Annotated in this window: 24 protein-coding genes and 1 pseudogene; 13 read left to right on the top strand and 12 right to left on the bottom strand. The window is 67.7% G+C overall.

The annotated features are described in order from the left end of the window. Positions 1-354: 354 nt before the first annotated feature. The 4 genes from O5O46_RS26875 to O5O46_RS26890 form a co-directional block, all read right to left on the bottom strand. Entirely contained in the window at positions 355-732 is a 378-nt protein-coding gene (locus O5O46_RS26875) for a hypothetical protein (RefSeq protein WP_269858172.1), read from the bottom strand. Positions 733-1,002: 270 nt separating this feature from the next. Next, entirely contained in the window at positions 1,003-1,368 is a 366-nt protein-coding gene (locus O5O46_RS26880) for a hypothetical protein (RefSeq protein ID WP_269858173.1), read from the bottom strand. A 196-nt stretch (positions 1,369-1,564) separates the two neighbouring features. Beyond that, the gene (locus O5O46_RS26885) at positions 1,565-2,125 is read right to left on the bottom strand and encodes a DUF998 domain-containing protein (protein ID WP_269858287.1); all 561 of its coding nucleotides are present in this window, start codon (positions 2,123-2,125) and stop codon (positions 1,565-1,567) included. Next, positions 2,022-3,095 carry an NAD(P)H-binding protein gene (locus O5O46_RS26890; RefSeq protein ID WP_269858174.1) on the bottom strand — a complete coding sequence of 358 codons (1,074 nt, stop codon included), beginning with the start codon at positions 3,093-3,095 and terminating at the stop codon, positions 2,022-2,024. Before O5O46_RS26890 ends, O5O46_RS26885 begins: the two co-directional genes overlap by 104 nt. 611 nt (positions 3,096-3,706) lie before the next feature. Here O5O46_RS26890 and O5O46_RS26895 point away from each other — a divergent pair. The 4 genes and pseudogenes from O5O46_RS26895 (at position 3,707) to O5O46_RS26910 (ending at position 6,941) form a co-directional block, all read left to right on the top strand. After that, positions 3,707-4,876 carry a UDP-N-acetylglucosamine--N-acetylmuramyl-(pentapeptide) pyrophosphoryl-undecaprenol N-acetylglucosamine transferase gene (locus tag O5O46_RS26895; protein WP_269858175.1) on the top strand — a complete coding sequence of 390 codons (1,170 nt, stop codon included), beginning with the start codon at positions 3,707-3,709 and terminating at the stop codon, positions 4,874-4,876. After that, positions 4,873-5,868: an SDR family NAD(P)-dependent oxidoreductase gene (locus O5O46_RS26900; protein WP_269858176.1), complete on the top strand. Its 996-nt coding sequence runs from the start codon at positions 4,873-4,875 to the stop codon at positions 5,866-5,868. Before O5O46_RS26895 ends, O5O46_RS26900 begins: the two co-directional genes overlap by 4 nt. A 254-nt stretch (positions 5,869-6,122) precedes the next feature. Then, positions 6,123-6,351, top strand: a pseudogene (locus tag O5O46_RS26905) (hypothetical protein); the annotation flags it as partial. 152 nt (positions 6,352-6,503) lie between these two features. Next, complete coding sequence (locus tag O5O46_RS26910; protein WP_269858177.1) at positions 6,504-6,941, top strand: VOC family protein; 438 nt, start codon at positions 6,504-6,506, stop codon at positions 6,939-6,941. A 108-nt stretch (positions 6,942-7,049) separates the two neighbouring features. Here the strand turns inward: O5O46_RS26910 and O5O46_RS26915 are convergent, their stop codons facing one another. Continuing rightward, entirely contained in the window at positions 7,050-7,553 is a 504-nt protein-coding gene (locus O5O46_RS26915; RefSeq protein WP_269858178.1) for a metallophosphoesterase family protein, read from the bottom strand. Between the two features lie 260 nt (positions 7,554-7,813). Here O5O46_RS26915 and O5O46_RS26920 point away from each other — a divergent pair, with 260 nt between their 5' ends. After that, a complete protein-coding gene (locus O5O46_RS26920) occupies positions 7,814-8,263 on the top strand; it encodes an SRPBCC family protein (RefSeq protein WP_269858179.1) in 450 nt (149 codons plus the stop codon). Between the two features lie 345 nt (positions 8,264-8,608). Beyond that, positions 8,609-9,145, top strand: coding sequence for a hypothetical protein (locus O5O46_RS26925; protein WP_269858180.1), 537 nt, complete (start codon positions 8,609-8,611; stop codon positions 9,143-9,145). A gap of 123 nt (positions 9,146-9,268) precedes the next feature. On the opposite strand, the gene O5O46_RS26930 is transcribed toward O5O46_RS26925, so the two are convergent. Further along, a complete protein-coding gene (locus tag O5O46_RS26930; protein WP_269858181.1) occupies positions 9,269-10,192 on the bottom strand; it encodes an alpha/beta hydrolase in 924 nt (307 codons plus the stop codon). Positions 10,193-10,235: 43 nt separating this feature from the next. On the opposite strand from O5O46_RS26930, the gene O5O46_RS26935 reads away from it, so the two are divergent. Next, positions 10,236-10,712 (top strand): MarR family winged helix-turn-helix transcriptional regulator, encoded by a 477-nt coding sequence (locus O5O46_RS26935; RefSeq protein WP_269858182.1) that lies wholly within the window; start codon positions 10,236-10,238, stop codon positions 10,710-10,712. 150 nt (positions 10,713-10,862) lie between these two features. Here the strand turns inward: O5O46_RS26935 and O5O46_RS26940 are convergent, their stop codons facing one another. The 3 genes from O5O46_RS26940 to O5O46_RS26950 all read right to left on the bottom strand — a co-directional run bounded on the left by O5O46_RS26940 (position 10,863) and on the right by O5O46_RS26950 (position 13,236). Continuing rightward, the gene (locus O5O46_RS26940) at positions 10,863-11,603 is read right to left on the bottom strand and encodes an SOS response-associated peptidase (RefSeq protein ID WP_269858183.1); all 741 of its coding nucleotides are present in this window, start codon (positions 11,601-11,603) and stop codon (positions 10,863-10,865) included. A gap of 466 nt (positions 11,604-12,069) precedes the next feature. Then, positions 12,070-12,765, bottom strand: coding sequence for an alpha/beta fold hydrolase (locus O5O46_RS26945; RefSeq protein ID WP_269858184.1), 696 nt, complete (start codon positions 12,763-12,765; stop codon positions 12,070-12,072). Positions 12,766-13,080: 315 nt separating this feature from the next. After that, positions 13,081-13,236, bottom strand: a complete 156-nt coding sequence (locus O5O46_RS26950) for a DUF6131 family protein (protein ID WP_269858185.1) — start codon at positions 13,234-13,236, stop codon at positions 13,081-13,083. A gap of 712 nt (positions 13,237-13,948) precedes the next feature. Between O5O46_RS26950 and O5O46_RS26955 the strand changes: the two genes are divergently transcribed. The 5 genes from O5O46_RS26955 (at position 13,949) to O5O46_RS26975 (ending at position 18,046) form a co-directional block, all read left to right on the top strand. Continuing rightward, the gene (locus tag O5O46_RS26955) at positions 13,949-14,521 is read left to right on the top strand and encodes an EF-Tu/IF-2/RF-3 family GTPase (RefSeq protein WP_269858186.1); all 573 of its coding nucleotides are present in this window, start codon (positions 13,949-13,951) and stop codon (positions 14,519-14,521) included. Between the two features lie 451 nt (positions 14,522-14,972). Then, entirely contained in the window at positions 14,973-15,416 is a 444-nt protein-coding gene (locus tag O5O46_RS26960; protein WP_269858187.1) for a hypothetical protein, read from the top strand. Positions 15,417-15,866: 450 nt separating this feature from the next. Next, positions 15,867-16,217, top strand: a complete 351-nt coding sequence (locus O5O46_RS26965) for a hypothetical protein (RefSeq protein ID WP_269858288.1) — start codon at positions 15,867-15,869, stop codon at positions 16,215-16,217. Between the two features lie 314 nt (positions 16,218-16,531). Then, on the top strand, positions 16,532-17,374 hold the full coding sequence (locus tag O5O46_RS26970) for a class I SAM-dependent methyltransferase (protein WP_269858188.1): 843 nt from the start codon (positions 16,532-16,534) through the stop codon (positions 17,372-17,374). A gap of 225 nt (positions 17,375-17,599) precedes the next feature. Further along, positions 17,600-18,046 carry a DMT family transporter gene (locus O5O46_RS26975; protein WP_269858189.1) on the top strand — a complete coding sequence of 149 codons (447 nt, stop codon included), beginning with the start codon at positions 17,600-17,602 and terminating at the stop codon, positions 18,044-18,046. A 160-nt stretch (positions 18,047-18,206) separates the two neighbouring features. Here the strand turns inward: O5O46_RS26975 and O5O46_RS26980 are convergent, their stop codons facing one another. From O5O46_RS26980 to O5O46_RS35670, 3 genes are all read right to left on the bottom strand, one after another. Then, a complete protein-coding gene (locus O5O46_RS26980) occupies positions 18,207-18,830 on the bottom strand; it encodes a DUF6294 family protein (protein ID WP_269858190.1) in 624 nt (207 codons plus the stop codon). Positions 18,831-19,233: 403 nt separating this feature from the next. Beyond that, entirely contained in the window at positions 19,234-19,581 is a 348-nt protein-coding gene (locus O5O46_RS26985) for a DUF1330 domain-containing protein (RefSeq protein WP_269858191.1), read from the bottom strand. A 266-nt stretch (positions 19,582-19,847) separates the two neighbouring features. Further along, complete coding sequence (locus O5O46_RS35670) at positions 19,848-20,285, bottom strand: hypothetical protein (protein ID WP_443072635.1); 438 nt, start codon at positions 20,283-20,285, stop codon at positions 19,848-19,850. 260 nt (positions 20,286-20,545) lie between these two features. Here O5O46_RS35670 and O5O46_RS26995 point away from each other — a divergent pair, with 260 nt between their 5' ends. After that, a complete protein-coding gene (locus tag O5O46_RS26995; protein ID WP_269858192.1) occupies positions 20,546-22,030 on the top strand; it encodes an MFS transporter in 1,485 nt (494 codons plus the stop codon). Positions 22,031-22,266 lie beyond the last annotated feature (236 nt).

Raw genomic sequence — 22,266 nt, forward strand, 5'->3', positions numbered from 1 at the left:
GCACCGCTACGGCTCGATCGACAACGTCAACTCCGCCTACTGAGCACGCACTCCAGGCGAGACACCACTCCACGCGGGGCGACGGCACTCCAAGTGCCGCCGCCCCGCGTGGCGTTTGCGTTCGCCCCCCGGCGCTTTGCCTCGGCGGGAGGCGTCAGCCATGAGACGGTCAGAGTTCCACGGCGGGGGTGGATGGCCAGAACGACTGCGTCGGTCAGGCCAACGAGGAGTGGGATCACGTTCCCGTCAGCACCTTGACGGGGCAGCGGCAACGCTGAGCCGCTTCCGCCTCCTGTTGGATTTTCGAGCAGCGACACAAACGGTGGGAGCGGTCCCAACTGACCTGCTCTCGCGTTACGGGCTGACCAGTCGGCAGGGGATGTCGAGGTCTTCCGTCAAGTGGTAGGCGGCGCAGACCCGGTGATAGCCGTCGGCGATGATCAGCGGCTGGCCTCGGACAAGGAGCACGGGACTGAGTTTCTTGCCATCCCGGACCTTGTGGATGTTGTGCTTCACATGGATGTTGTCCGCGGGCAGCAGCGGCAGCTGAGACGCCCGCATGATGTCCTTCGCCTTCTTGGCGATCGTCCCGGCTTGGCGTAGTGCAGTCACGGCCCGCTCCACCTGCTCCGCATCGACGAGCAGGTCCAAGTAGTCGGCGGCCGCCGGGAAATCATGCTCTTCCGGATCCGGGAGCCACAGGTCCGCGGCAGACAGGTCGGGGGTACTCACGGCTTCCTCCCCAAGGCTAGGACGCGCTTGAAGAGATGGTACGGCGGTGCCGTCGCGGGTCGGGCGCATATTGGGCGCAACATCCTTTGCCTGGGATCTTCAGTGGCGAGCGACGGGGTGTTCGTGTACCTGGAGAACTACGCACCGGCGACCCGCGCCCTGGACGTATCCGGGCCGCTGAGCGTTGCCCAGAGCACAGTCGAATCCAGCTACGTACGAATCGTGCGAAACTTCAGTTCAGTTCCGCCTAACTCCACCCAGATCAGGCTGTCAGAGCTGCTCCTCCATCCCGATGGCCTCCTTGAGACACTGCCGTGCCTCGCCCTGCTCACCGCCCCAGTGGTGAAGCAGCGCGGTCGCGAGGGCATCCAGCTTCCGCTGGACAGCATGCTCCGCACGACGCTCAGCGTTCTTCAACAACGCCAGCAACAGCAGCGTGAGAGCGCCCATCGCGTCGCCCGCGACGTGCTGCCAGTCCAACGACAGACCGGCCACATGGACCGCGATGAACGCCCCGACGAGCAGGAGGCAGAACGAGAAGAACAGCGGCGAACTGGTCAGGTTCGAGCCCCACTCGGCAAGCCGGGCGAACGTGCCGCGCTGCGGGCCGCCACGCTCCGCAGGGTGTCGGATCATGACCTCGGCGCCGCGGGAGCGCCCAGCCGGGACAGGGTGTACATTCTCACGGCCCTACCAACGTCGGCCGCACTCCTGCCGACACGGGACGCGGCTCACCTACACCGGAACGGACGCGCCCCGGTTCGCGGGCGTGTACCGGACCCCGTGCTCACGACCACGCGGTCCAGCAGCGGCACGGCCCCCGCAGTCCCTCCTACGCTGTGCCTTCACCGTTCGTCCGGCGGCACCGCAGTTCGGCTGCCAGCAGGAAGAACCACAGAGCCACGGTCACCAAGTGGATCCGCTGGGCGATCCCATGCCCGCCCGGCCAGCCCACATAGGGGCCCACGGAGGAGATGGCCGCGGCCATGGACACCGGCAGCAGCCACCGCGCCCAGCGTCCCGCCAACGGCCAACGCCTGGGAGCCGAGTGGGCGGCGATGATGAACGCCGCCATGGAAGCGAACAAGGAGAAGTGCACCAGGGCACTGGTCAGGGTGTGCCAGAGGTTGTCGGCGGGACAGCCCGACTCCCTTGAGGGCGCGCAGCGCATCGGCAACGCGACATCCGCCACCGAGAACATCCCGAACGCCACGACGGCAGCCCAGCCCCCCAGTGCGCCGTCCACAGCCATCAGCCCCGCGGCCATCACCATGACTGCCGTGGCAAGTTCAACTCCGCTGAACAGCAGGCGATGGGGTTGGTCGGCGGCAAATACCTCGCTGACGTAGGAGTTGCGCTGGTCCAGCCCGGTGGGAATCAGGAACTGCAGCAGCCAGTCGTTGTAGGTCACCGCCGCCACCGTCAGCAAGACCGCGGCCGTGGTCGACCGACCCCCCGGTTCCGGCCGGTCGCCGACGACTGGCGTGGCGGTCCTCCCGCGCCGTGGCCTCACCACGGGATGAAGGCTTCCGAAGTTCGGCCGCGTGGTCCTTCGCCCACTGCGAGAACGGGACGGCGGGACGCCCCGTGACTTCCCGTACCCCGTCGTGTACCTCGGCGGGCACGCCGTCGCCTGCGGCGCGGTACGCGATCAGGACATCGGCGATTTCGGGGCCCGTGGACCGTGCCGTACGGGCGAGCTCCTCCTCGCGGCTGATCGGCTTGATCCGGACCGGCTTGCCGATGGCGTGCGCGATGAGCTCGACCATCTGCTCCTCGCTGAGCGACTCGGGGCCGGTCAGGTGGTAAGTCGCCTTGCGATGCGCTTCGTTGAGCAGCGCTTGGACCGCCACCGCCGCGATGTCCCGCTCGTGCACGGGCGAGTTGTGCGTGTTCGGGAACGCGGAGAGCACCACGCCGTCGGCGCGGATCGAGGGTGCCCACTGCAGCGCGTTCGTGGCGAACGCGCCGGGCCGCACGATGGTCCAGTCAATGCCCGACGCGATCAGCGCCTGCTCCGCCGCGATGTGGAACGCGCCGATGGCGTTCGGCTCCGCGCGCTTCTCGCCCGCCGACTGCGACGACAGCAGCACGATGTGCTCCACGCCCGCGGCGCGCGCCGCGTCCAGGAACGCGCCGATGCCTGCGGGCTCCGCGTACAGGAACACCTTGCGGACTCCGTCGAGAGCGGCCTCGAACGTGGTGGGGTCGGAGAGGTCGAGCCGCACGGCCGGCACGCCCTCCGGCAGCCGAGCCTCCTGGGGCTTGCGCCCGGCGGCCCGCACGGGCTCGCCGCGTTCCAGCAATTCCCGCAGGACGGCCGCGCTCACATGTCCTCGCGCGCCGGTCACCAGAATCGTCATGAGTTCTCCTGTCGAGGGGCAGCGATGGGCGTTCCCGCGCCGACCCGCCGCGAGCGGATCGTCCGCACGGACCTGTCGAACCGTATCGATGACCTCAACCGGCCAGTCAGCCCTGGAATTCCCAAGTTGACGCTGGCGAGTTTCGCGCCAACTGCCGTGTTCGCCAAGGACTCCGGAGTCGACGCGGCGGTCGCGACGCCGCGACCGCCTCGGCCGTGTTCACCAGGACGTAGGTATGGGCTCGGCCATTTCGGCGAACGTCGATGAAGCGCCGGTAGTCCGTTGACCACGACGACCCGACCCGTCTTCGGGGCTTCCCGCCAAGCGCAGCCATAGGTCGCCAAGTTCAGGAGTCATCCTTTGGGACCGGATGCTGCGCGAGCGCGGTCCAGGAGCGCAGGAGAAGGTCGAAGGTGTCGACGACGACATCGCCCGGTACAGCGTCGGGGATCAGCAGGTGCTGGACAAGGGGTGTGTGAGGCGCTGGCCTCGGCCGCGGTGGGAGCGTCGGGTGTGCCAGGTTGGGGCCGGAGTGTGGAATCTCCGACGGGTTCCAGTGTGCCGTTTTCCTTTCAGCTTTCTCTTAGGGTTCCAACGCACAGTCCCCGGGCATGGGCACTCACCAGATCCAGAGCTCGGGCCCCGTCATCGCCATCGGCGCCGGCGGGACCGGCGGACACATCTACCCGGGGCTCGCGCTTGCCGAGGCGGTACTGCGGGCCGAGCCGGACGCGACCGTGGTCTTCACCGGCACTGAGCGCGGGCTGGAGACCAGGCTGGTACCCGAGGCCGGGTACCGGTTGCACACCGTCGACATGATTCCGTTCGACCGATCGCTCGGTTCCCGCCGCTTTCTGCTGCCTGCGGCGCTGGCCCGCTCCGCCGAACAGGCCCGCCGCATTCTGCGGGAGGTCGCAGCCGATGTAGCGGTGGGCATGGGCGGCTACAGCAGCGCGCCGCTCATCGCCGGTGCGCGCCTGGCCCGTATCCCCTCGTTGATACATGAGTCCAACGCGGTGCCCGGGCGCGCGAACCGCTTCTCGGCGTCTTTGACGCCCAACATCGCGGTCGCCTCCCGGGCCGGGGCGGCGGCCTTCGGCTATCGGTGCCGGGTCATCGGCATGCCGCTGCTGCCGCAGATCGCCTCACTGGACCGGGCCGCCTCCCGCCGACTGGCCCGGCGCCGCTTCGGCGTGCCGGAAGGCGTCCGGTTGATCGTGGTCAACGGTGGCAGCGCGGGCGCGGTACGGCTCAACGATGCGGCCGTCGAACTGGCGGGCCGCTGGCGGGACCGGCGTGACGTGCAACTGCTGATCAAAGCGGGCAAGGGCGGTCCAGGCCCGTTGAACGCTCGAATAGCCCAGCTCGGCGCCGAGTCGGTGGCACATGCGGTCGGCTACCTGGAGCGCATCGACCTCGCCTACTCCGCCGCCGACCTCATGGTCTGCCGCTCGGGTTCGGCCACCGTCGCCGAGCTCAGCGTCGCCGGAGTACCCGCCGTGCTGGTGCCGTACCCCTATGCGCCCGGCGACCACCAGACGCACAACGCCCGCGAACTGGTCGAGGCGGGCGGGGCCGTGCTCGTCCCCGACACCGAGGCGACCGCGGAGCGTCTGCAGCGGGAACTCGGCGCGCTGTTGGACACCCCCGGGCGTCTCGAAGCGATGGCACAGGCTGCCGCGTCCCCACTGCATGCCCACGCGGCGGACGAACTCGCCGACTGGGTACTCGACTTGGCCGCACAACACCGCCACACCAAGCAGACGAAGGAGATCGCATGAAGAACGACGCCACCACCTACTGGCAGGGCCGCACCGTACTGGTGACGGGAGCCGAGGGCTTCATCGGCAGCACCCTGGTCGAACAGTTGCTGGCTCGGGGCGCGAAGGTGCGTGGCTTCGCGCACTACAAGCCGTACGGCGACCGAGGCCACCTCGCCAATCTGCAACACGATGTCGAGATCGTCTCCGGCGACGTCCGCGACCCCGGCCGGGTGGCCGACGCCGTCGCAGGATGCGAAGTCGTCTTCCACCTCGCCGCCCTGATCGGGATTCCCTACAGCTACCAGGCTCCCGAGTCATACGTGCAGACGAACACCGCAGGCACACACAACGTCGCCGCCGCCTGCCTGCGCCATGGCGTGGCACGCATGGTCCACACCTCGACCAGCGAGGTCTACGGCACCGCCCGCACCGCCCCGATCGACGAGTCGCATCCCCTGCAACCGCAGTCGCCGTACTCCGCTTCCAAGATCGGCGCGGACATGATGGCGCTGTCCTACGCCCATGCCTTCGATCTGCCGGCCTCCGTCGTCCGCCCGTTCAACACCTACGGCCCCAAGCAGTCGGCCCGCGCGGTCATACCCGCAATCCTCGGCCAGCTCCACGCCGGTGCGACGCAGATCAAGCTCGGCGCGACCACGCCCACCCGAGACTTCACCTTCAGCGAAGACACCGCGCGCGGCTTCCTCGCCGTGGCCCAGTCGGACCGCACGGTCGGTGAGGTCGTCAACATCGGTTCGGGACAGGAGATTTCGATCGGCGCACTCGCCGAACTGCTGATCGAAGTCACCGGCTCGCCCGCACGCGTGGTACGCGACGAGGGTCGGATACGCCCGTCCGGCAGCGAAGTCGAACGACTGCTGTGTGACGCGACCAAGGCACACGACCTGACCGGCTGGAAGCCTCAGGTACCGCTGCGCGAAGGACTGCTGCGTACGTCGGAATGGCTGCGTCAGAACGCCACCAACAGGTCGATGGCCTACCAGGTCTGACCGGGCCACGGGATGCGCCCCCGTGACTTCGTCATGTGGCGACGAGCGTGATTTGTGCGGGCCTTACCAGGGCCCGCACAAAGCTGACGACCTGTACGTCCCCCGGGCCCTACGAACAGACAACATCAAACGAGGGAGAGGGAGCCGGACCGTGGTTCAGCCAGACGCACCGGGCACATCTCGTGCCACGGCTGAGGTGAGGGACACCGATACCCGGTCCGGACCAGGCGATTGCCCACGAGTCGTTGCGCGACATCATCGTGCTCGGTGACTTCAACGGAACCGTGGACGACCGAAGCCTTGCCCCGGTAACCTCTCAGCTCCATTCGGCACAAGCCGCGGCGGGCGACGGATTCGGCTTCAGCTGGCCTGCGCGGTTCCCGATGGGACGGATCGCCAGATCCTGGCAGAGGCGTCACCCCGACCAAGGCGTGGGTGCTGCCGAACTCCGGCAGCGACCACCGCCCCGTGGCCGCGACCGTGAGGGAGGGTCCTGCCCCGCAGACACACGCGCATCCGGTGGGCGCCAAAGCGATCGGCATCAGCGGACACCCGTACTGGTCTGGTTGGCCTGGGCACCACCAAGCGTCTGTTGCCTCCAACCGTCCGGCCATCGCTTGCGGCACAGTGGAGAAATGAACGCAGTGGACAGGGGCCTGTTGGCCGGGGCGCGCGTAGCTACCAGGCTTCCGGCTCAGAACCTGGAGCGGGCGCGGCGTTTCTACTTCGAGCAGCTCGGGCTGGAGCCGGTCGACGAACGGCCCGGTGGGCTGCTCTATCGGTGCGGAGGCGCGGACTTCGTACTTTTCCAGTCGACGGGGGCCTCGCCCGGCACGTTCACGCAGATGGCCTGGGAGGTCGACGACCTGGGGAGGGTCGTGTCGGAACTCAAGCGGCACGGCGTGGTGTTCGAGGAGGTCGACCTGTCTGGTCTGCTGGGCGGCGGGCGAACGAGGGACGGCATCGCCGAGATCGAGGGCAACTACCCGAGCAAGGGTGCACGCGGCGAACGCGGCGCCTGGTTTCGTGACAGCGAAGGGAACATGCTGGGTATCGGCCAGCCGGTCGCCTGACCCTCCGGCGGAGCCCAAGTCCGCCCCCGAACTAAGCGCTGCGTCGGCGCGGCTCGGCATCATGTGTGCCCATTCCCGGAGCTGTCTGGTCAGAGGCGCCCGCGCTCGTCATCGACGGGGTGGCAATGCGTGCAGGACGACCTCGAAGAGGCGTCCCGGCTCCGTCACCGCGGTCATGTAGCTGCAGTAGGGCTGGCGTCGACGATCGGTCGGCGACCCGGGATTGAGCAGCCGGAGTCCGCCGGGAGCGATGGAGTCGTACGGGATGTGGCTGTGCCCGAAGACCAGCACGTCCAGGTCCGGAAACCGCTGTGCGCAGCGCTGGTCGCGACCGCGCGTTGGTCCGGTCTCGTGGACAACGCCGAACCGCAGCCCGTCCAACTCGGCGCGAGCCACCTCCGGCAGCCGGGCACGCAGCTCAGGGCCGTCGTTGTTGCCGTACACACCGATCAACCGCTGGGTACGTGAGGTGAACAGGGTGAGCGTGGCCAGGTCGACCCAGTCACCGGCGTGCACCACCACATCGGCGAGTTCCATCTGTGCCAGGAGTTCCTCGGGGAGCTTCTTGGCTCGTTTCGGGAGATGGGTGTCCGAGGTGAGCAGCAGGCGCATGGATCGACGGTAGCGAAGCCGAGCGCGGGAGGCGCGCTGCTGGTTCCGGCCAGGCGCCCCCGGCGGCATGGCCGTTTCGGAAGGTCTGTGATCACGTGCTCCTCAAGGCGTGTGTCGGACGGCCCAGCCGGATGTGACAACCCGTCGGCGGGAAACAGGAAACGCGCAGGCCGAGGCCCTCCCGGTTGCTGGCATGCCATCTGCTGACTCGGGTACCCGCACTGAGGAACAGTCGTCCCCGCACAAAGGAGCGCTGTCACATGTCGACTGTCGAAGAATCCATCACCGTCGACGTCCCCGTCACCACTGCCTACAACCAGTGGACCCAGTTCGAGGACTTTCCCCAGTTCATGGACGGTGTTGAACGCATCGAACAACGCACCCCCACGCTGACCCACTGGGTCACCAAGGTCGGTGGGCGGCAGCGGGAGTTCGACGCGCAGATCACGGAGCAGATTCCCGACGAGCGGGTCGCGTGGACGACCGTGCAGGGTGAGGCTCGGCAGGCCGGTGTGGTCACCTTCCACCGCCTCGACGATCACCACACGAAGGTGATGCTGCAGATGGAACACGACCCGCAGGGCATCGCCGACACCGTCGGCGACAAGCTGGGTTTCGTGACGCGGCAGGCCAAGAACGACCTGAAGCACTTCAAGGAGTTCATCGAGTCCCGCGGCCGGGAGACCGGCGCCTGGCGCGGGGAGGTCTGAGCACAGCCTTCGTTTGGCCCCGGTCAGCCCTCCCAGGCCTGGCCGGGGCCGCTTCGTAGCCACGCCCATTCGCGCGATCCCGCAGGATGACCTCGGCGGCCTCTGCGGCCGGGCGCCCACGGCGTCACCGTCGCGCTCACCGCCGACTTGGTGACCGCGGCCTGGGCGAGACGCCTGCGCCATCCATCGCACGGGAGTGTCACCGGCGAGTTGCTGAGCGTGTGCCCGACCGTGGCGGGATGGGATCTTTGGGTTTATCCGCCTTGATCAGGGTGATCCGTCCCATAGAGGAGCATGCAGCCCAGGAGCGGATGTCAGGAAGCGTGTGGGGGACAGGGAGGAACCGTGGAACGGTCACACGCGGGACAGCCGCGGGCGGAGCGGTTGCGGCTTCTGGGGGTGTATCTCAACGATCACCTCGGGGGAGCCACGTTCGGTACCGACCTGGCCCGTCGGTTGGCGAACCTGCCCCATGAACCCGGGACCGCCGAGTCGCTGCGTCGGCTGGCGGCTGAGATAGCCGAGGACCGGGCCCATCTGCTGGACATAATGAAGCGGCTTGACGTTCCGGTCCACCGCCACAAGGTCGTCGCGGGATGGGTGGGGGAGAAGGCGAGCAGGCTGAAGACCAACGGTCGACTCGTACGGCGTTCGCCGCTCAGTCTGCTGCTGGAACTGGAGATGCTGCGGCTGGGGGTGGAGGGCAAGGCGGCGGGTTGGCGGACGCTGCGTGAGGCGGCCGAGACCGAGCCGAACCTCTCCAAGGGCCTGCTCGACGATCTGCTGGAGCGTGCCGAACGGCAGCGGGACCTGCTGGAGAAGCTGCGGGTGGAGCAGGCGGCACATGTCTTCGTGTCGGATCGGGCGACTGAGCGAGCCTAGGGCGGTCCCATTCCGCTCGGCGCGGGTTCTGCGGCCGACGTGACCGCCGTCGTGGCCGTGGCGTTCGGAGGCGACGCGGACTGCGGTCTCACCACAGCCCGCTCCGCCGTCGTCAGCTGCGGGCTACCGCGCTGACGCAGTCGCCGTGTCGGGGGTGCGGATGTGTTGGGCGATGAAGAGGGCTGCGCGATCCAGCGCCTGGTCGGCCTCGTCGAGGACACCGGCGAACGCCTGGAACACGTGGGGCACGTCGGCGGTGACGTCGAGGATCACGTCCACTCCGGCTGCGCGGGCGCGCGCGGCCATGCGCGTGGAGTCGTCCAGGAGTACTTCGTTCGTGCCCGCCTGCAGGAGCATCGGCGGGAAACCGGTCAGATCGGCGAGGAGGGCCGGGCTGAGCAGTTGCTGTCGCGGATCCTGCCCTGCGAGGTACATGGCTCCGGTGTGTTCCAGGCTCTCGCGCGTGAAGAACGGGTCGAAGCCCGCCCTGGTGTCCATGCTCTCTCCCGTCCGGGTGGCGTCGAGTCCGGGAGAGAAAGCCACGATCGCCGCGGGCAGCGGTAGACCCGCGTCGCGGGCGGCAAGGCAGGTTGTGACGGTGATGCCGCCTCCGGCGGAATCACCGGCGAACGCGATGGTCGCGGGGTCTTCTCCACTGTCGAGAAGGGCGCGGTAGGCGCTCAGCGCGTCCTCGATCGCGGCCGGGAACGGGTGCTCGGGGGCAAGTCGGTAGTCCAGCGAGAAGGCCCTGAAGCCGGTCTTGGCCACCAGGTTCCCCGTCAGCGACAGCGCGGTTTCGGGAGATCCGAACACGTAGGCGCCGCCGTGGAAGTACAGGATCGTCCCGGTGCGCGGGCGCTCGACCGGCTCGACGAGCAGCGCGGGCCGGTTGCCGAGCGTCGAAGCCGCCGTGCGGATGCCATCCGGGACGATCATCTCGGCCATCATCGCCTTGAAGCCTGCCCGCATCTCCTCGACCGTTCGAGGGCCCTCGGGTCGGGGCTGCCGCAGCATGGCGTCGATCTTCGCGCGCTGTTCCTTGCTCATGTGTCTGCTCCCCTTGTAAGTAGCTTCCACTACACTATATGCCGTGGAATATAAATTGAGTGGTGGCACAGTTGACCTGCAGGGTTTCTTCGCTGACCTCGTCCGGTGCGAGACGCGTGTGTACAACGCCCTCAACGACCGCCTTCGCGAGCGGCACGGGATCGTCACCTCGCAGTTCGAATTCCTGCGCTACCTCCGCGACCACCCCGGCTCCCGGGTCGCCGACCTCGCCGCCGAGTTCGCCATCGGCATCGGGGCGACCAGCAAGGGCGCCGACCGCCTGGAGAAGCAGGGATGGGTCGTCCGGCAACCGAATCCGTCGGACCGCCGCTCCTCACTACTGGCCCTGACCGACGACGGCTTGCGACTGGTCAACGAAGCGGAGGAAACCTTCACAGAGCGGCTGATCGAGCTGCTCGGAGACGCCCTGAAGGGGGCGCCCATCTCGGCCGCCGCACGGGCCCTCTCGCAACTCCGCTCCGTGCTGGAACGCGACCAGGTAGGCATGCCCGCAGGGTGAGGTGCGTTCGTGAGCGCCCGCGTCGATGCTGGTCCGTGGATCCGACCCCCGCAGCAGCTTCTCGGCGGTGGCGGCGTCGTCCGCGCGCCTCCCGTTCGAGGGACCTATCGCTTCACCCAGCACACGGCTCAGGGCATCCGCAGCGGTGACTCATCCGGCCTGCGGCGGTGGCGGGTCCAGCAGGTGCGGTCCGTTGTTGCGAACGTTGTTGACCGCGGTGGACACCGGTCGGGCGGCGAGGTGTCCGGCGGCTGGGGTGGTCAGGAGCGCTCGGAGTTCCTCGGTGTCGTGGTGGGTGGGGTCGAGCCAGGAGGCCCAGTCAGTGCGGGCGACAGCCAGTGGCATGCGTGGATGGATACGGCCGGCCGCATCTTTGGCTTCGGTGGTGATGATGGTGCAGGTCATCCACCAGGCCGCCGGATCCTCCTCCGCACCCTCGGGGTCACGCCAGTACTCGTACAGCCCGGCCATGGCCATCACCGACGCGTCTTCCGGTGCGATGAACCACGGCTGCTTGCGGGCCTTGCCTTTCTCGTTGGCCGGGATGGTCTGCCACTCGTAGAAGCCGTCAGCCGGCAGGAGACAGCGGCGTTTGGCGAAAGCGCGCCGGTACGCCGGCTTCTCGTGCGCCGTCTCCAACCGAGCATTGATCATCTTCGATCCGATACTGGGGCTCTTCGCCCATGACGGCACCAGGCCCCACCGGAGCGGGCGCAGTTGCCGCTCCACCTCGCCTGTGTCTTCGTGCGCCCGCTCCAGGACCGCCCAGACCGCGTCCGTCGGAGCGACGTTCCAGCTCGGCTCCACGACTTCTTCCGCGTTCCAGCGGGTGACTTGGAACAGCCCGGCCAGGTCCTCCGGGCGACGGGTGGATACGTAACGGCCACACATGCCTTCCAGCCTGCCACCTGTACCGCGTCGGCGAGGACTGTCACCCGGTCCGGGCAGACGCGGGTTCGGCGACGCTTCCAAACGCCCGTGAGAGCGAGTCCGGCGCCCGCGCCAGTACCCGAGCACTTCAGTCGGCATGGCCAACTGAAGTGCTCAACAGGGTGGTTGAGTCGGTCGATCTTGGGCCGGTCTGGATCAGTTGGCTTCTGCCCCGATGACCGAGGACAGGAGCTGGGTCGGGATGATGGTGTTCAGGCGGAACCCGGATCGGTGAGCAGGGCCTCGAACTCGTCGGCGGTGCGTTCGGTCCGCGCAGCATCATCAGCATGACGATGTCCAGCGCGAGGGCGGGGGGCGGAAGGTGCCGAGGACGCGCAGGCAGTCTTCGTCGGGCCAGTCGTGCGAGATGTGCTTGAGCAGGTAAGGCCGCCGCTCTCCGGCAGGCGGTGGAGACCGCGGTAGTCGGTCAGCGCGTCGCCAGATCGACGAGCAGGTTGCCCAACCGCTCTGGCATCGACCAGAACGGCGAGTGGCCGGCGTCGAGTTCTTGGACGTCGGCTCCGAGCACATCCTGGGCAACGGCCGCATTCCACTTGCCGTCCACCGCTCGGTCCTGGCGGCATGACACGTAGGTGGTTGGCACGCGACGCTCTGGCAGGGCGGGGCAGGTCTGTTGGTAGATCACGCTCGCGTCCGGGCGCAGCCGGGCGACGGCGTCCGCGGAGTCGGCTGGGGTGCAGTCATGGTAGAAGATCTCGGTCGCGACAGCGGGGTCCAGGGTCGAACGTCCCAACTCGTCGAAGTTCATCCTGGCCAGACGTCCCCGCATCTGTTCCGGAAACGGCTCCAATCCGTTGGCCTGCCACGCAACCTCGGGTCGCGGTACCAGGGCCGCGAGCAGGATGAGGGACTTGACCGCGGGGTTGCCCGTCGCCAGCGGTGCCACGAGTCCGCTCATCGAGTGCGCGACGAGAACGACCTCGGAGCGGGACTCGAGCGCGTCGCTGACGGCGGCGAGGTATTCGGCCCGTCCGGACCCGGCGACATCGGAGGGCAGTTCCGGCGTCACCACCTGGTGACCGCGCGCCGTCAGGTGCTTGCGCACCCGTTCCCAGCACCAGGCTCCGTGCCAGGCCCCGTGCACGAGCACGAACGTTCCCATGATCGGTTCCCTCCCCGTAGACGCCGCCGTCAGGATAGGCTTGGCGGCCTTCCGTGGCGACCCTAAACCTGGTCTCGCTTGGCCCGCAGCGGTGCGCCCTTAGTCTGGAAAACGCTTGCCTTTCGCCTCCGCCCACTCCAGTCAGAAGGCGTGGGCGCCGCCACGCGAGACCGGCGGTCGACCGCCGAACTCACCTTGCAGGCACCCATACTTGACGACGCACTGCCGTGCGGTGCCGTCGCGGCCCAACGCGACGACCCCGGGCATGCTGCCTAGGGCCGCCGCCCATCGTTGAAGGGGACGCCCAATCGTCCGCTACCAGTAATGCCGTCGGCCGCCAACGGCGTGCCCGACCGAACCCAGGACCCACAAGATCGCGCCAATTACCACCAGGATGATGCCGATGGTCCAGAGGATGGCGATCTTGAGCAGGAATCCGACAATCAGACAGATGATGCCCAGGATGATCACGGCGGTCTCCGATCCCGCGTATGTGTCCCCCTTCCACACTGTTCCCGAACATCGATGAGGGCAACTCGTCCCGAGCGTCGGTAGCCCTCCGACCTGCAGAACTGGCAGGTTGGGCGCGGTCTGGGGGGTGCGGCCGGGAATCCCGAGCGCGTCGTGGGGCCTGGCCTTCGGCGGACCGCCACGACGGCGCCGAGCCCCAGGCCATGTCGCTGTTCGTCTTGCCGACCCTCATCGCCTTCTCGCATGTCAAACATCGACCCCGGCGGCCTCTGAAACCTGTCCCGTACCCTCTGGCTACCGCTGAGATGATCACGGCGTCAGTTTTGGAGAGCGGTTGCCCGCGCGGTCTTCTCCCAGGATTGATCTCCGCGTGCACGGTCTCCAGGTGGGCGAGGAGGGGCGCCTACGGAATCGGCACCGAGTGGGAGCCGTAGCGGGGTGTTTCTTCGCTCCTACGAGGCCCTGGTCGACCGTTGCGGCATCTGCCTGGTCGCCGTCGGCCATACCCCACCCCTCACGCGCGGCGATGTGGTCTCCCGACCAGTTGCCGGACTGACTCCCTCCCGACTCGCCCTGGCCCGGCGCGCGGACGACGCACAGCCGCTCGTCTGCGGAAGCTGGTTGCCGGTCAGGGTGGGCCGAACATCGTTGATCGTTGCTAGGCTCAGGTGCCTGCGCACGGCCGATGCGCTGGACGGTGAGGGGAGCATCGGTGAATCCCGTGGAGACGCCGTTCCTGATGGTTGTGGAGGATGTCTTCCGCCTGAACCAGGGCAGGGTCATCATGGCGACGGGCCCGATCGAGCGCGGGCGGGTCCGAACGGGCGATGAGGTGGCGACGGTCGGCTTCCACGGCGGTGCGATTGCATGCGTCACCGGAATCGAAGCCTTTCGGCTGCGCGTCGAGGAGGCGAGTGCGGGCATGAACGTAGCACTGCTGCTGCCTGGCGCGACGGCGGGAGCGGTGGAGCGCGGACAGGTGCTCGCGGCGCCGGGATCGGTCGACGCACACACTGCCTTCGGGGCGGACATCGCACTGCTGTCGGAGGAGCAGGGCGGCGGGGAAGTGCGCACTGGTGAGAGACTTGACTTCTACATACGCGCTGGTGGAGTGAAAGGCGTCGTGGCGCTGCCCCGTAAAATGGACGCGCTGCAGCCACTTCACCAAGCCGCGGTGAGGGTAACGCTCGACCGGCCCGTCGCCCTTGAGCCCGGCCAGTCCTTCGCATTCCGGCTCCACGGTCGTGCTGCCGGTTCAGGAACCGTGACCCAACTCCTGCACTGAGCCAGTGCCTGCCGCTGGTGTACTTCTTGCAGGTTGACGTGCGCGTCAGCGGACGTGGTCGAGTGCGTCCCGCGCCACCGGGCGTGCGGCTGCCGGACGACGTCTAGCGGCCTGTGGGGACCCAGCCACCGACGTGTCGCGTCGATTGCGTGTAGTCAACGGGCCGCAACGGCACGCTGCTTCGGCCACTGAGGACGGCGAGGTACCCGGAATCGGCCATACCGGCGGGTCATTTGGCTGCGGCTCCCGCGCCCTTCGACCAACCTCCGCGATGATCGTCCGGTACGGGCAGACGAACGTGGAGGAGGACCGGGGCATGACGGTGATCAGGACGACGGGGGTCCGGGTCGGGATACCGGCAGTGTCGGTGCTGGCTGTGCTGGCGGCGGGGTGTGGAACTCATCGGCCCGGAGACGAAGTTGGTGCGGACAGACCCTCCCGGACCGCGGCAGTGACGCCGAGTACGCCGGTGGACTTCCCGTGCCCTGGCGAGAGCCCCACGTCGGCGCCGTCGACGACCGCGGACGCCACAGGCCCAGCCGCGCCGCCCACCGACCACTACGCCGAGAACCACGGCTTCAGGGTTCCCATCCCGTTGCACGGCCAGAGCCGCTGCGACGGGCTCGCGGCTGCCAAGCGCATCGAGAGTGCGCTTGAACCGCTACGTAAGCGCCGTGACTTCAAGGTGGAAAGCACCCGCAGCACGCTGACCGGCCTCGGCTACCCCGCCCGGACGGTGGAGGTGTACCAGAACGGCCCCACCGGGATCGACTTCCTCGTCGACGCCTCCCGGATGTGCCTGGAGGGGACGATGGACCGAGTCTCCACCCAGGCGGATGCCTTCGCTGGCTACCCCGACCATACCGGCTGCGACGTTCCGTCCGGCGGCCACTGACCGCAGCCGTCCAAGCCTTCATCGCTCTCCTCGCGCTGGTTTTTGGGTCCCTCGTGGCCCAAGCCTCGTGCATAGCTCAGTGGTATGCCAGTCGATGACGTCGTGTCGCTGCCCACTCCAGCGACTTGCAGTCTGCGGATCTCGACGCTCGGTTCCATGTGGCCTGTCGCCTCTGGTGGTCGGGCCTTCCCAGGTCAGTCGCGAGCAGCAGGATGCTGTGTGGCGGGGACTGGCGAGGAGGCGGAGGGAGGTCTCGGTCCGGCTACCGCGCTCGGACTTGTAGACCGCGGTGCGCCGCGGCACCGCGCGAGGGCGTTCGCGAACCTCCGGGTCCATGAAGACGCGGTGAGGTGTGGACGACCTCGCGCTCCACCAGAGCGTCGGGCCTCTGAACGGACGCTGGCCTGGCGTTTGGGAACCAGCTCGGTCGACTGGTTCGTCCCCTTGGGCATGCCTTGCGTTCTCATTCTTGGAATCGACCCGCACGCAGTGCCCGGTATGGATGGAGGCACCATCCGCGCTGGCCTCGATCAGGAACTGGCACGCTTTGGCGAACACGCCATCGATGCGGCCATGACGCTGATTGCGTTGGACGAGTCGGCCGAGTCAGTGATCGCCGCAGCACTGGCCGAACGCGATTGGGATGTGGTCGTCATCGGGGGTGGGATCCGCAAGCCGGAGCCTCTTCTACCGCTTTTTGAGCAGGCTGTGAACCTGGTCCGACGTCATACGCCGAAGGCTGCAATTGCGTTCAACACGAGCGGCGGTGACAGCGTCGAAGCAGCCAAGCGGTGGCTGTGAACCCGAAGCTCGTGCGCAGCCGCGCGGCCCGCCCCGCCTACCGGACGTACCGGTGTTCGGCAAGCTTGCCGTTTGCGACCGCATCACGTCCGCCACCACCTGGGCGCGGATTGAGCCGTTTCTGCTGGATCGGACTTCGAGGCGGGAGTGAGCGCTGTGGTTGCCACCGCGACGTGATCGCTGCGATCTCCTGAAACCTTCTGACGGGTCCCAGCGGTGTAGCCCCGCGAAGGCGCTTGCTGGGGAGGTGACTGCGAGCGGAGGCCTGTCGTCGACTGGCTGGCCGGGTGGCGCCCAGCCCCGGGCGTTCAACCATGGGTTCGGCATGGCGGCGATGGGCTGGCCGCTATCGTCAACGGATGGCTGAAGCTGCGGAGAAGTTCAATACCGCCATGTCCGCTTGGAGGGAGTGGCAGGAGGCCCCCTGGGGCCGCCTGCGCTACGTCGTTGGAGAGGTGAACCTGGTCCGCCATCTCGACGATCTGGCAGATGGGCCGTTGCGCGTCCTCGACCTCGCGGGCGGCGACGGCGGCGACGCCGTACGTCTCGCCGCTCGCGGCCACCATGTCACGATCGTCGACCACGCCCCCACCATGCTCGCCGCCGCAGCCGAGCGGGCGGACGCGGGCGGCCTGGCGGAGCTGATCACTTGCGTCCAGGCCGATATGCACGCGCTGCCCGCTGACCTCGCTGCAGGGGAGTTCGACGTGGTCCTGTGCCACAACCTCCTCCAGTACGTTGATGATGTCCGCCAGACGCTTTCCTCGGCTCTCGGCCCGCTTCGGGCGGGCGGACTGTTCTCCGTGATGGCGATCAACCGGCATTCGGCGCCGTTGACCGTTGCCGTCCGCGAGATGGACCTTGTCGCCGCGATGGCCGCGCTCGACACCGATCAGGCTCGGACCCAGACGTTCGACGCGGCGCTGACGCTCCACACGGCCGAGGAGATCGCCCCGGTGCTTGAGGAGTTGGGCTGCCGTGAAGTGCGGCACTACGGTATCCGCTGCGTGTGCGACTACGTAACCGACGATGAACGCAAGCATGATCCCGCGTTCTACAACAGCCTTGAACGCCTCGAACTCGCCATGACCGCGCGCCACCCGTACATGCACACCGCTCGCCTCTTCCAGTTGATCACCCGAAGGCACGAGAAGTGATGCCGCGGCGGGCGCCCTACGACGGTCGCCCTCGCCTGAGTTCGGTGCTGCCGGATGGGTCCGGCGGATGGAGGAAGCACCCGGTTCAGCATGCCGAAGCGGTGGCGGAGAACGGCAAGAGGGGGGGCACGTCCTCTTCGTGCACGTTGAAATCGTCTGCTGGTGTTAAACGGTGCAGTGCGTTGAGCACCACCCCGCCGCACTCGGCTGCTACGGCGCCTGCTGTTGCGCGAGAGCCCGCCCGATGACGCGTGCGCCGTCTGGGAAGGCGCCAGGGTTCGGACCGGAGTAGTTGAGCCGGAGGTAGGCGCCGGTCGGTTCGGCGGGGAACCCACTCATTACGGCGTCTCGATCGCCCAGCACGCTCCGGCGGGGACCCCGATCCACTGGGCAGCGTGCGCCTACCTCGGCGTGGTGAGTATGTTCCTCAGCGTCTTCGCCTGGTACCGCGGACTGGCAATCGGCCCGATGGCGCAAGTCAGTCAGATACAGCTCGTCCAGCCCGTGATGAGCATTTGCTGGGCCGCGCTGTTCCTGCGCGAGGGAATCACCTTGCCCACGATCCTCGGCGGCTTCACAGTCATCGCCTCTGCGGGCATCGCCGTACGCACCCTGCTGGGGAGAACCCGGGCTTTGACGAAGCGTCACCGCAGTCTTGCCCGGAGGTCGTGACAGTGCAGATCGCATCGTGCATCGCCCGGATAGTGGTGGCGACCCAGCGGACGCACCGGCGCGGTCTAGGGGTTGATCGTCGCGACGGCGAGCCGAACCCTGCCACCGGCCTTGATGGCGGCTTTGCGCAGGACGCACGAAGCCGCCACTCGTGTCTTGTTCAGCACGATGCCCATTGGGTCACGCTGGCGATGCCGTTGTAGACGCTGGGTTCGAAGGTGCCGTTCGCTGTCCAGTCGTGCGGTTTGCTCGGCCACATGACCGGGCTGTCGTATGTGGCCGTGGTGAACAGGGATCGGCCGGAGGAGTCCTTGAGTTGGAAGCGCGCATGCCAGATGTCTCCACTGAACGTTCGGTCCGTCCAGGTTCGTGCGCTGAAGGTGAGCCTTCCGTCTGAGTAGAGCCGGAGATAGCCGCCGGTCTGATGGCAGTCGCCGACCTGCAGGTCCCCCCAGCTGAACCACTTGTACGTGGTGGCGGCTACGCCCGGCCGTGCGTCGCTTGAGAGGCCCGAGTGGATGGCGTTACCGCTTCCCGCGTCGGCCGACGCGGGTGTGTGGAAGACGAGCAGGGTGGCGAGGACGGCGACCACCGTCACTACGGCCCTGCCAGCTTGCCGAAAAGCGGACATGGACAAACTCCCCCCATAGGATTGGGCGTTCGTGGCGGTCGCACCAAGCCGCACGGCGAACGGGCGACTGCTGGGGCCGAGTTGCGCAACCGGCGCGACGACCTTGTCATTTTCCTGATCCGCGGGACTGGCCGGTGTCAGCAGCTTCCACACGGAGGTCTAACGGCAGTTGGCGTCGCGGGCACAGTGAGGGCGAGGCCCACAGCGAAGAGAGCCGCTAAGGCTCTGCGAAGGTTCACCATGCATTCAGGTTGCCCGCCGCCCAATGGGCTACTCGCGGGGGTAAATAGGTCATATGAACGGCTGACTACCGTTGTTGGTGTGGCGCTTGCGCAACGTCCAGTTGGTCGACGAGCGTTACAAGAGACGTGGCGCAACTCGGCCGGGGAAGGCGGCGATGTGCATCGGGTCGGCGGGTGATGGCGGATGTCGACTCGCTCGGGAGTGGCGGCCTGTCGTCGGCGACTCAGGGAAACCTCCAGGCCGCCTGGTCCCGGGCGTTGACGTGCGTTTCCCCAAACTGGCGTGGTGCCCGTCGCTGCGGCAATTCCGAGGGCTACTCGGAAGGCAGGCTCTCCCGTATCGAATTTGCGGTGGCAGCCGGGTCGTAGCCCTCGGGAACACCTTCGACCAGGATGATGTCGCCCACGATGTGCCGCGAGCGTAGCGGTGCGATCTCCTGGTATGCGGGGGAGTCCCACCAGGCCCGCGCCTCGGCGATCCCGGGGAAGCCGATCACCACGACGTGCCCTGGCCAGCTGCCCTCTTTCACTTCATGCGACGTCGCGTGCACGAGGAAGTGTCCGCCGTACGGCTCGAAGGTGGACGTGATGCGCTCGATGTACTCGGCGATCTCTGGGTGAGGGGCAGCCTCTTGGAGGTGAGCTATGGCGTAGGCGGGCATGGCGTCCTTCCGGTCGGTCGGGCTCCGTACGCCAAAGATCATGGCATGTGGACCCGCCAGGTTCGACGGCGTGACAGGTGCGCGGCGTCAAAACGCAGCACGGACACGCCAACTCGGCCAGCACATACCGCAGGTCGCCTGAGTTCGGACGGTGCGGTACCAGTCTGTGGCATGGTCATCAACTCCTGCTCGTTCCAATGGCGTTGAGGCCCGCCACAATGGCGCGGGAACACCACCAGCTATCTGAAACAACCTCCGCATTCGCCTCACGACGGGGAGTAGCCTGCCGAATGCGGAGCTGGCGCCTCAACTCCGGGCTTCCTGTGCTGTGGTGGGCGCACCGTGCGGGAGCCTGATGGTGACGCAGAGCGCTGCGGCGAGGCCCAGACGGTGGAGTAGCTGCCGGTGGTGTCCCGGACCACGTCGGCCAGCATCAACGCGTCGAATGAGCCCGGCAGTTGCTGGAAGAGACCGACACGACCGTCGAACACACCGCCTCCCAGGTCGGCTTCGGCACTCCCGTCTCGCTCCGCCAGCATCTGCAGGCCCGGCTCGGTGTCACCCCCAGCGCCTACCGTGCCGTGCCACCTTCCACGGCCCGGCGACCACACCAGACGAAGCCAGGACGCCACCCCGTACGTCTCATCTGGGGCGAGGAGCTCCCGGTCCAGGCGACCACTGACGGTGCGTCGATCCTTCAGCATGGCTTCGGTGCTGGAACGAGTCGTCAGGCGATGGAGTACCGGGCCGTCCGTCGCTGGCTGCGCAACCGTCAGACGCCACCTTGGCGAGTCGCTGCCGTCCATACAGCCGGGCAAAGTGTCCGCACACCCTGGGGGAGGCGGGTGGCGCTCGGCCTCGCGCTCACCCGCACGGCCCCGGCATGCCGTTGGCGTCGGCGGGAAGAGGTATAACGCGCGCAACCAGCAGTGGGGTCCTCGGGACGCATCAGGGAGGCTTTGTCATGGCGAGTGCTGACCTACGTCCCGAGGGAACGGGAACCATCACCACCTCCGTGCCCGCGCGGCTGGACCGGCTGCCGTGGTCGCGATGGCACTGGATGGTCGTGATCGGGCTGGGCACGGTGTGGATCCTCGACGGCCTCGAAGTGACGGTGGTGGGCAACATCGCCACCCGGCTGTCGGAGAAGGGCAGCGGGCTGGCCATCACCAGCGCCCAGGTCACCGGCGTAGCGGCGGCCCTGTACGTGGCGGGCGCCTGTGTGGGCGCGCTCTTCTTCGGCTGGCTCACCGACCGCTACGGACGCAAGAAGCTCTTCCTTGTCACCCTCGCGCTCTACCTCGGCGCCACCGCGCTGACGGGGCTCTCCTTCCACGCCTGGTGGTTCTTCCTCTTCCGCTTCCTGACCGGCTGTGGCATCGGCGGGGAGTACGCCGCCATCAATTCGGCCATCGACGAGCTGATCCCCGCGACCTACCGCGGCCGGGTCGACCTGATCATCAACGGCAGCTTCTGGGTCGGGGCGGTCGGTGGCTCGCTGCTGTCCATCCTCATGCTCAACAAGGCACTCTTCCCGGCCGACCTCGGCTGGCGGTTGACCTTCGCACTCGGGGTGGTGCTGGGCCTGGTCATCCTGCTGGTCAGGCGTAACGTCCCCGAGTCGCCGCGCTGGCTGTTCATCCACGGCCGCAAGGCGGAGGCCGAGGAACTCGTCGCGTCCATCGAGGCCAAGGTCGCCGCCCAGGTAGGCCACGACCTGGAGCCGGTCGACCGAGAGATCACCGTCCACCAGCGCAAGAGCATCGGGTTCGGCAAGATCGCGGCAACCGTCTTCCGGTCCTATCCGCGCCGGGCGGTGCTGGGGCTCTCGCTCTTCATCGGCCAGGCCTTCCTCTACAACGCGGTCACCTTTGGCTTCGGCGCCATCCTGACCACCTTCTACCGGGTCCCCTCCGGTAGTACCGGCTACTACTTCGTGGTCATCGCGATCGGCAACTTCCTTGGGCCGCTGTTGCTCGGTCACCTCTTCGACACCCTGGGCCGCCGTCCCATGATCACTGGAACGTACGTGCTCAGCGGATCGCTGCTGTTCGTCACCGCCTGGCTCTTCGGCCGGGGCTCGCTGACCGCGGTCACGCTCACCGCGTGCTGGTGCGTCGTCCTCTTCTTCGCCTCCGCGGGCGCGAGCAGCGCTTACCTCACCGTCAGCGAGATCTTCCCGATGGAGACCCGGGCAATGGCGATCGCCTTCTTCTACGCGGTCGGCACCGCCGCTGGTGGCATCACCGGACCGCTGCTCTTCTCCCAGCTCACGAGCACGGGAGTCGCGTCCGACACGGTGCTGGCGTTCCAGATCGGTGCCGCGCTCATGATGGCGGCTGGCGTCGTCGCCGCCTTCCTTGCCGTGCCAGCCGAACGCCGCTCGCTGGAGGACATCGCCGCCCCGCTGACGGCGGCAACCAGCCTCGCCCCGCGAAGCGCCGGTTAGGCGGTTTGATGGGGACCGTCTGGTCGTGTGGTCCGGTGACCGTAGGGCCGCTTGTTGCCTCGCCGGTACGGTTGCTCACGCCGTGGATGGAGCCGTTCGGCGGCGGCCTGCCTAGGCGGCGAGCGAGATGGGACGGCGTACCGCGAACGGTCCTGGCGGTTTCTGTGTCCGTGCCGCGGGCAGGAAGACCGACAGGGGGCGTAAGAGGCGAGCTGGTGCGTTATGCCGAACCGGAT

Origin of the sequence: Streptomyces sp. RPT161, assembly GCF_027533845.1 — a bacterium.
GTDB lineage: Bacteria > Actinomycetota > Actinomycetes > Streptomycetales > Streptomycetaceae > Streptantibioticus_A > Streptantibioticus_A silvisoli_A.

Excerpts from the sequence above, each read along its gene's own strand:
- O5O46_RS26880 (WP_269858173.1), bottom strand. The coding sequence starts at position 1,368 with ATGATCCGACACCCTGCGGAGCGTGGCGGCCCGCAGCGCGGCACGTTC.
- O5O46_RS26890 (WP_269858174.1), bottom strand. The coding sequence starts at position 3,095 with ATGACGATTCTGGTGACCGGCGCGCGAGGACATGTGAGCGCGGCCGTC.
- O5O46_RS26895 (WP_269858175.1), top strand. The coding sequence starts at position 3,707 with ATGGGCACTCACCAGATCCAGAGCTCGGGCCCCGTCATCGCCATCGGC.
- O5O46_RS26900 (WP_269858176.1), top strand. The coding sequence starts at position 4,873 with ATGAAGAACGACGCCACCACCTACTGGCAGGGCCGCACCGTACTGGTG.
- O5O46_RS26910 (WP_269858177.1), top strand. The coding sequence starts at position 6,504 with ATGAACGCAGTGGACAGGGGCCTGTTGGCCGGGGCGCGCGTAGCTACC.
- O5O46_RS26915 (WP_269858178.1), bottom strand. The coding sequence starts at position 7,553 with ATGCGCCTGCTGCTCACCTCGGACACCCATCTCCCGAAACGAGCCAAG.
- O5O46_RS26920 (WP_269858179.1), top strand. The coding sequence starts at position 7,814 with ATGTCGACTGTCGAAGAATCCATCACCGTCGACGTCCCCGTCACCACT.
- O5O46_RS26930 (WP_269858181.1), bottom strand. The coding sequence starts at position 10,192 with ATGAGCAAGGAACAGCGCGCGAAGATCGACGCCATGCTGCGGCAGCCC.
- O5O46_RS26940 (WP_269858183.1), bottom strand. The coding sequence starts at position 11,603 with ATGTGTGGCCGTTACGTATCCACCCGTCGCCCGGAGGACCTGGCCGGG.
- O5O46_RS26945 (WP_269858184.1), bottom strand. The coding sequence starts at position 12,765 with ATGGGAACGTTCGTGCTCGTGCACGGGGCCTGGCACGGAGCCTGGTGC.
- O5O46_RS26965 (WP_269858288.1), top strand. The coding sequence starts at position 15,867 with ATGCCTTGCGTTCTCATTCTTGGAATCGACCCGCACGCAGTGCCCGGT.
- O5O46_RS26970 (WP_269858188.1), top strand. The coding sequence starts at position 16,532 with ATGGGTTCGGCATGGCGGCGATGGGCTGGCCGCTATCGTCAACGGATG.
- O5O46_RS26985 (WP_269858191.1), bottom strand. The coding sequence starts at position 19,581 with ATGCCCGCCTACGCCATAGCTCACCTCCAAGAGGCTGCCCCTCACCCA.
- O5O46_RS35670 (WP_443072635.1), bottom strand. The coding sequence starts at position 20,285 with ATGCTGAAGGATCGACGCACCGTCAGTGGTCGCCTGGACCGGGAGCTC.
- O5O46_RS26995 (WP_269858192.1), top strand. The coding sequence starts at position 20,546 with ATGGCGAGTGCTGACCTACGTCCCGAGGGAACGGGAACCATCACCACC.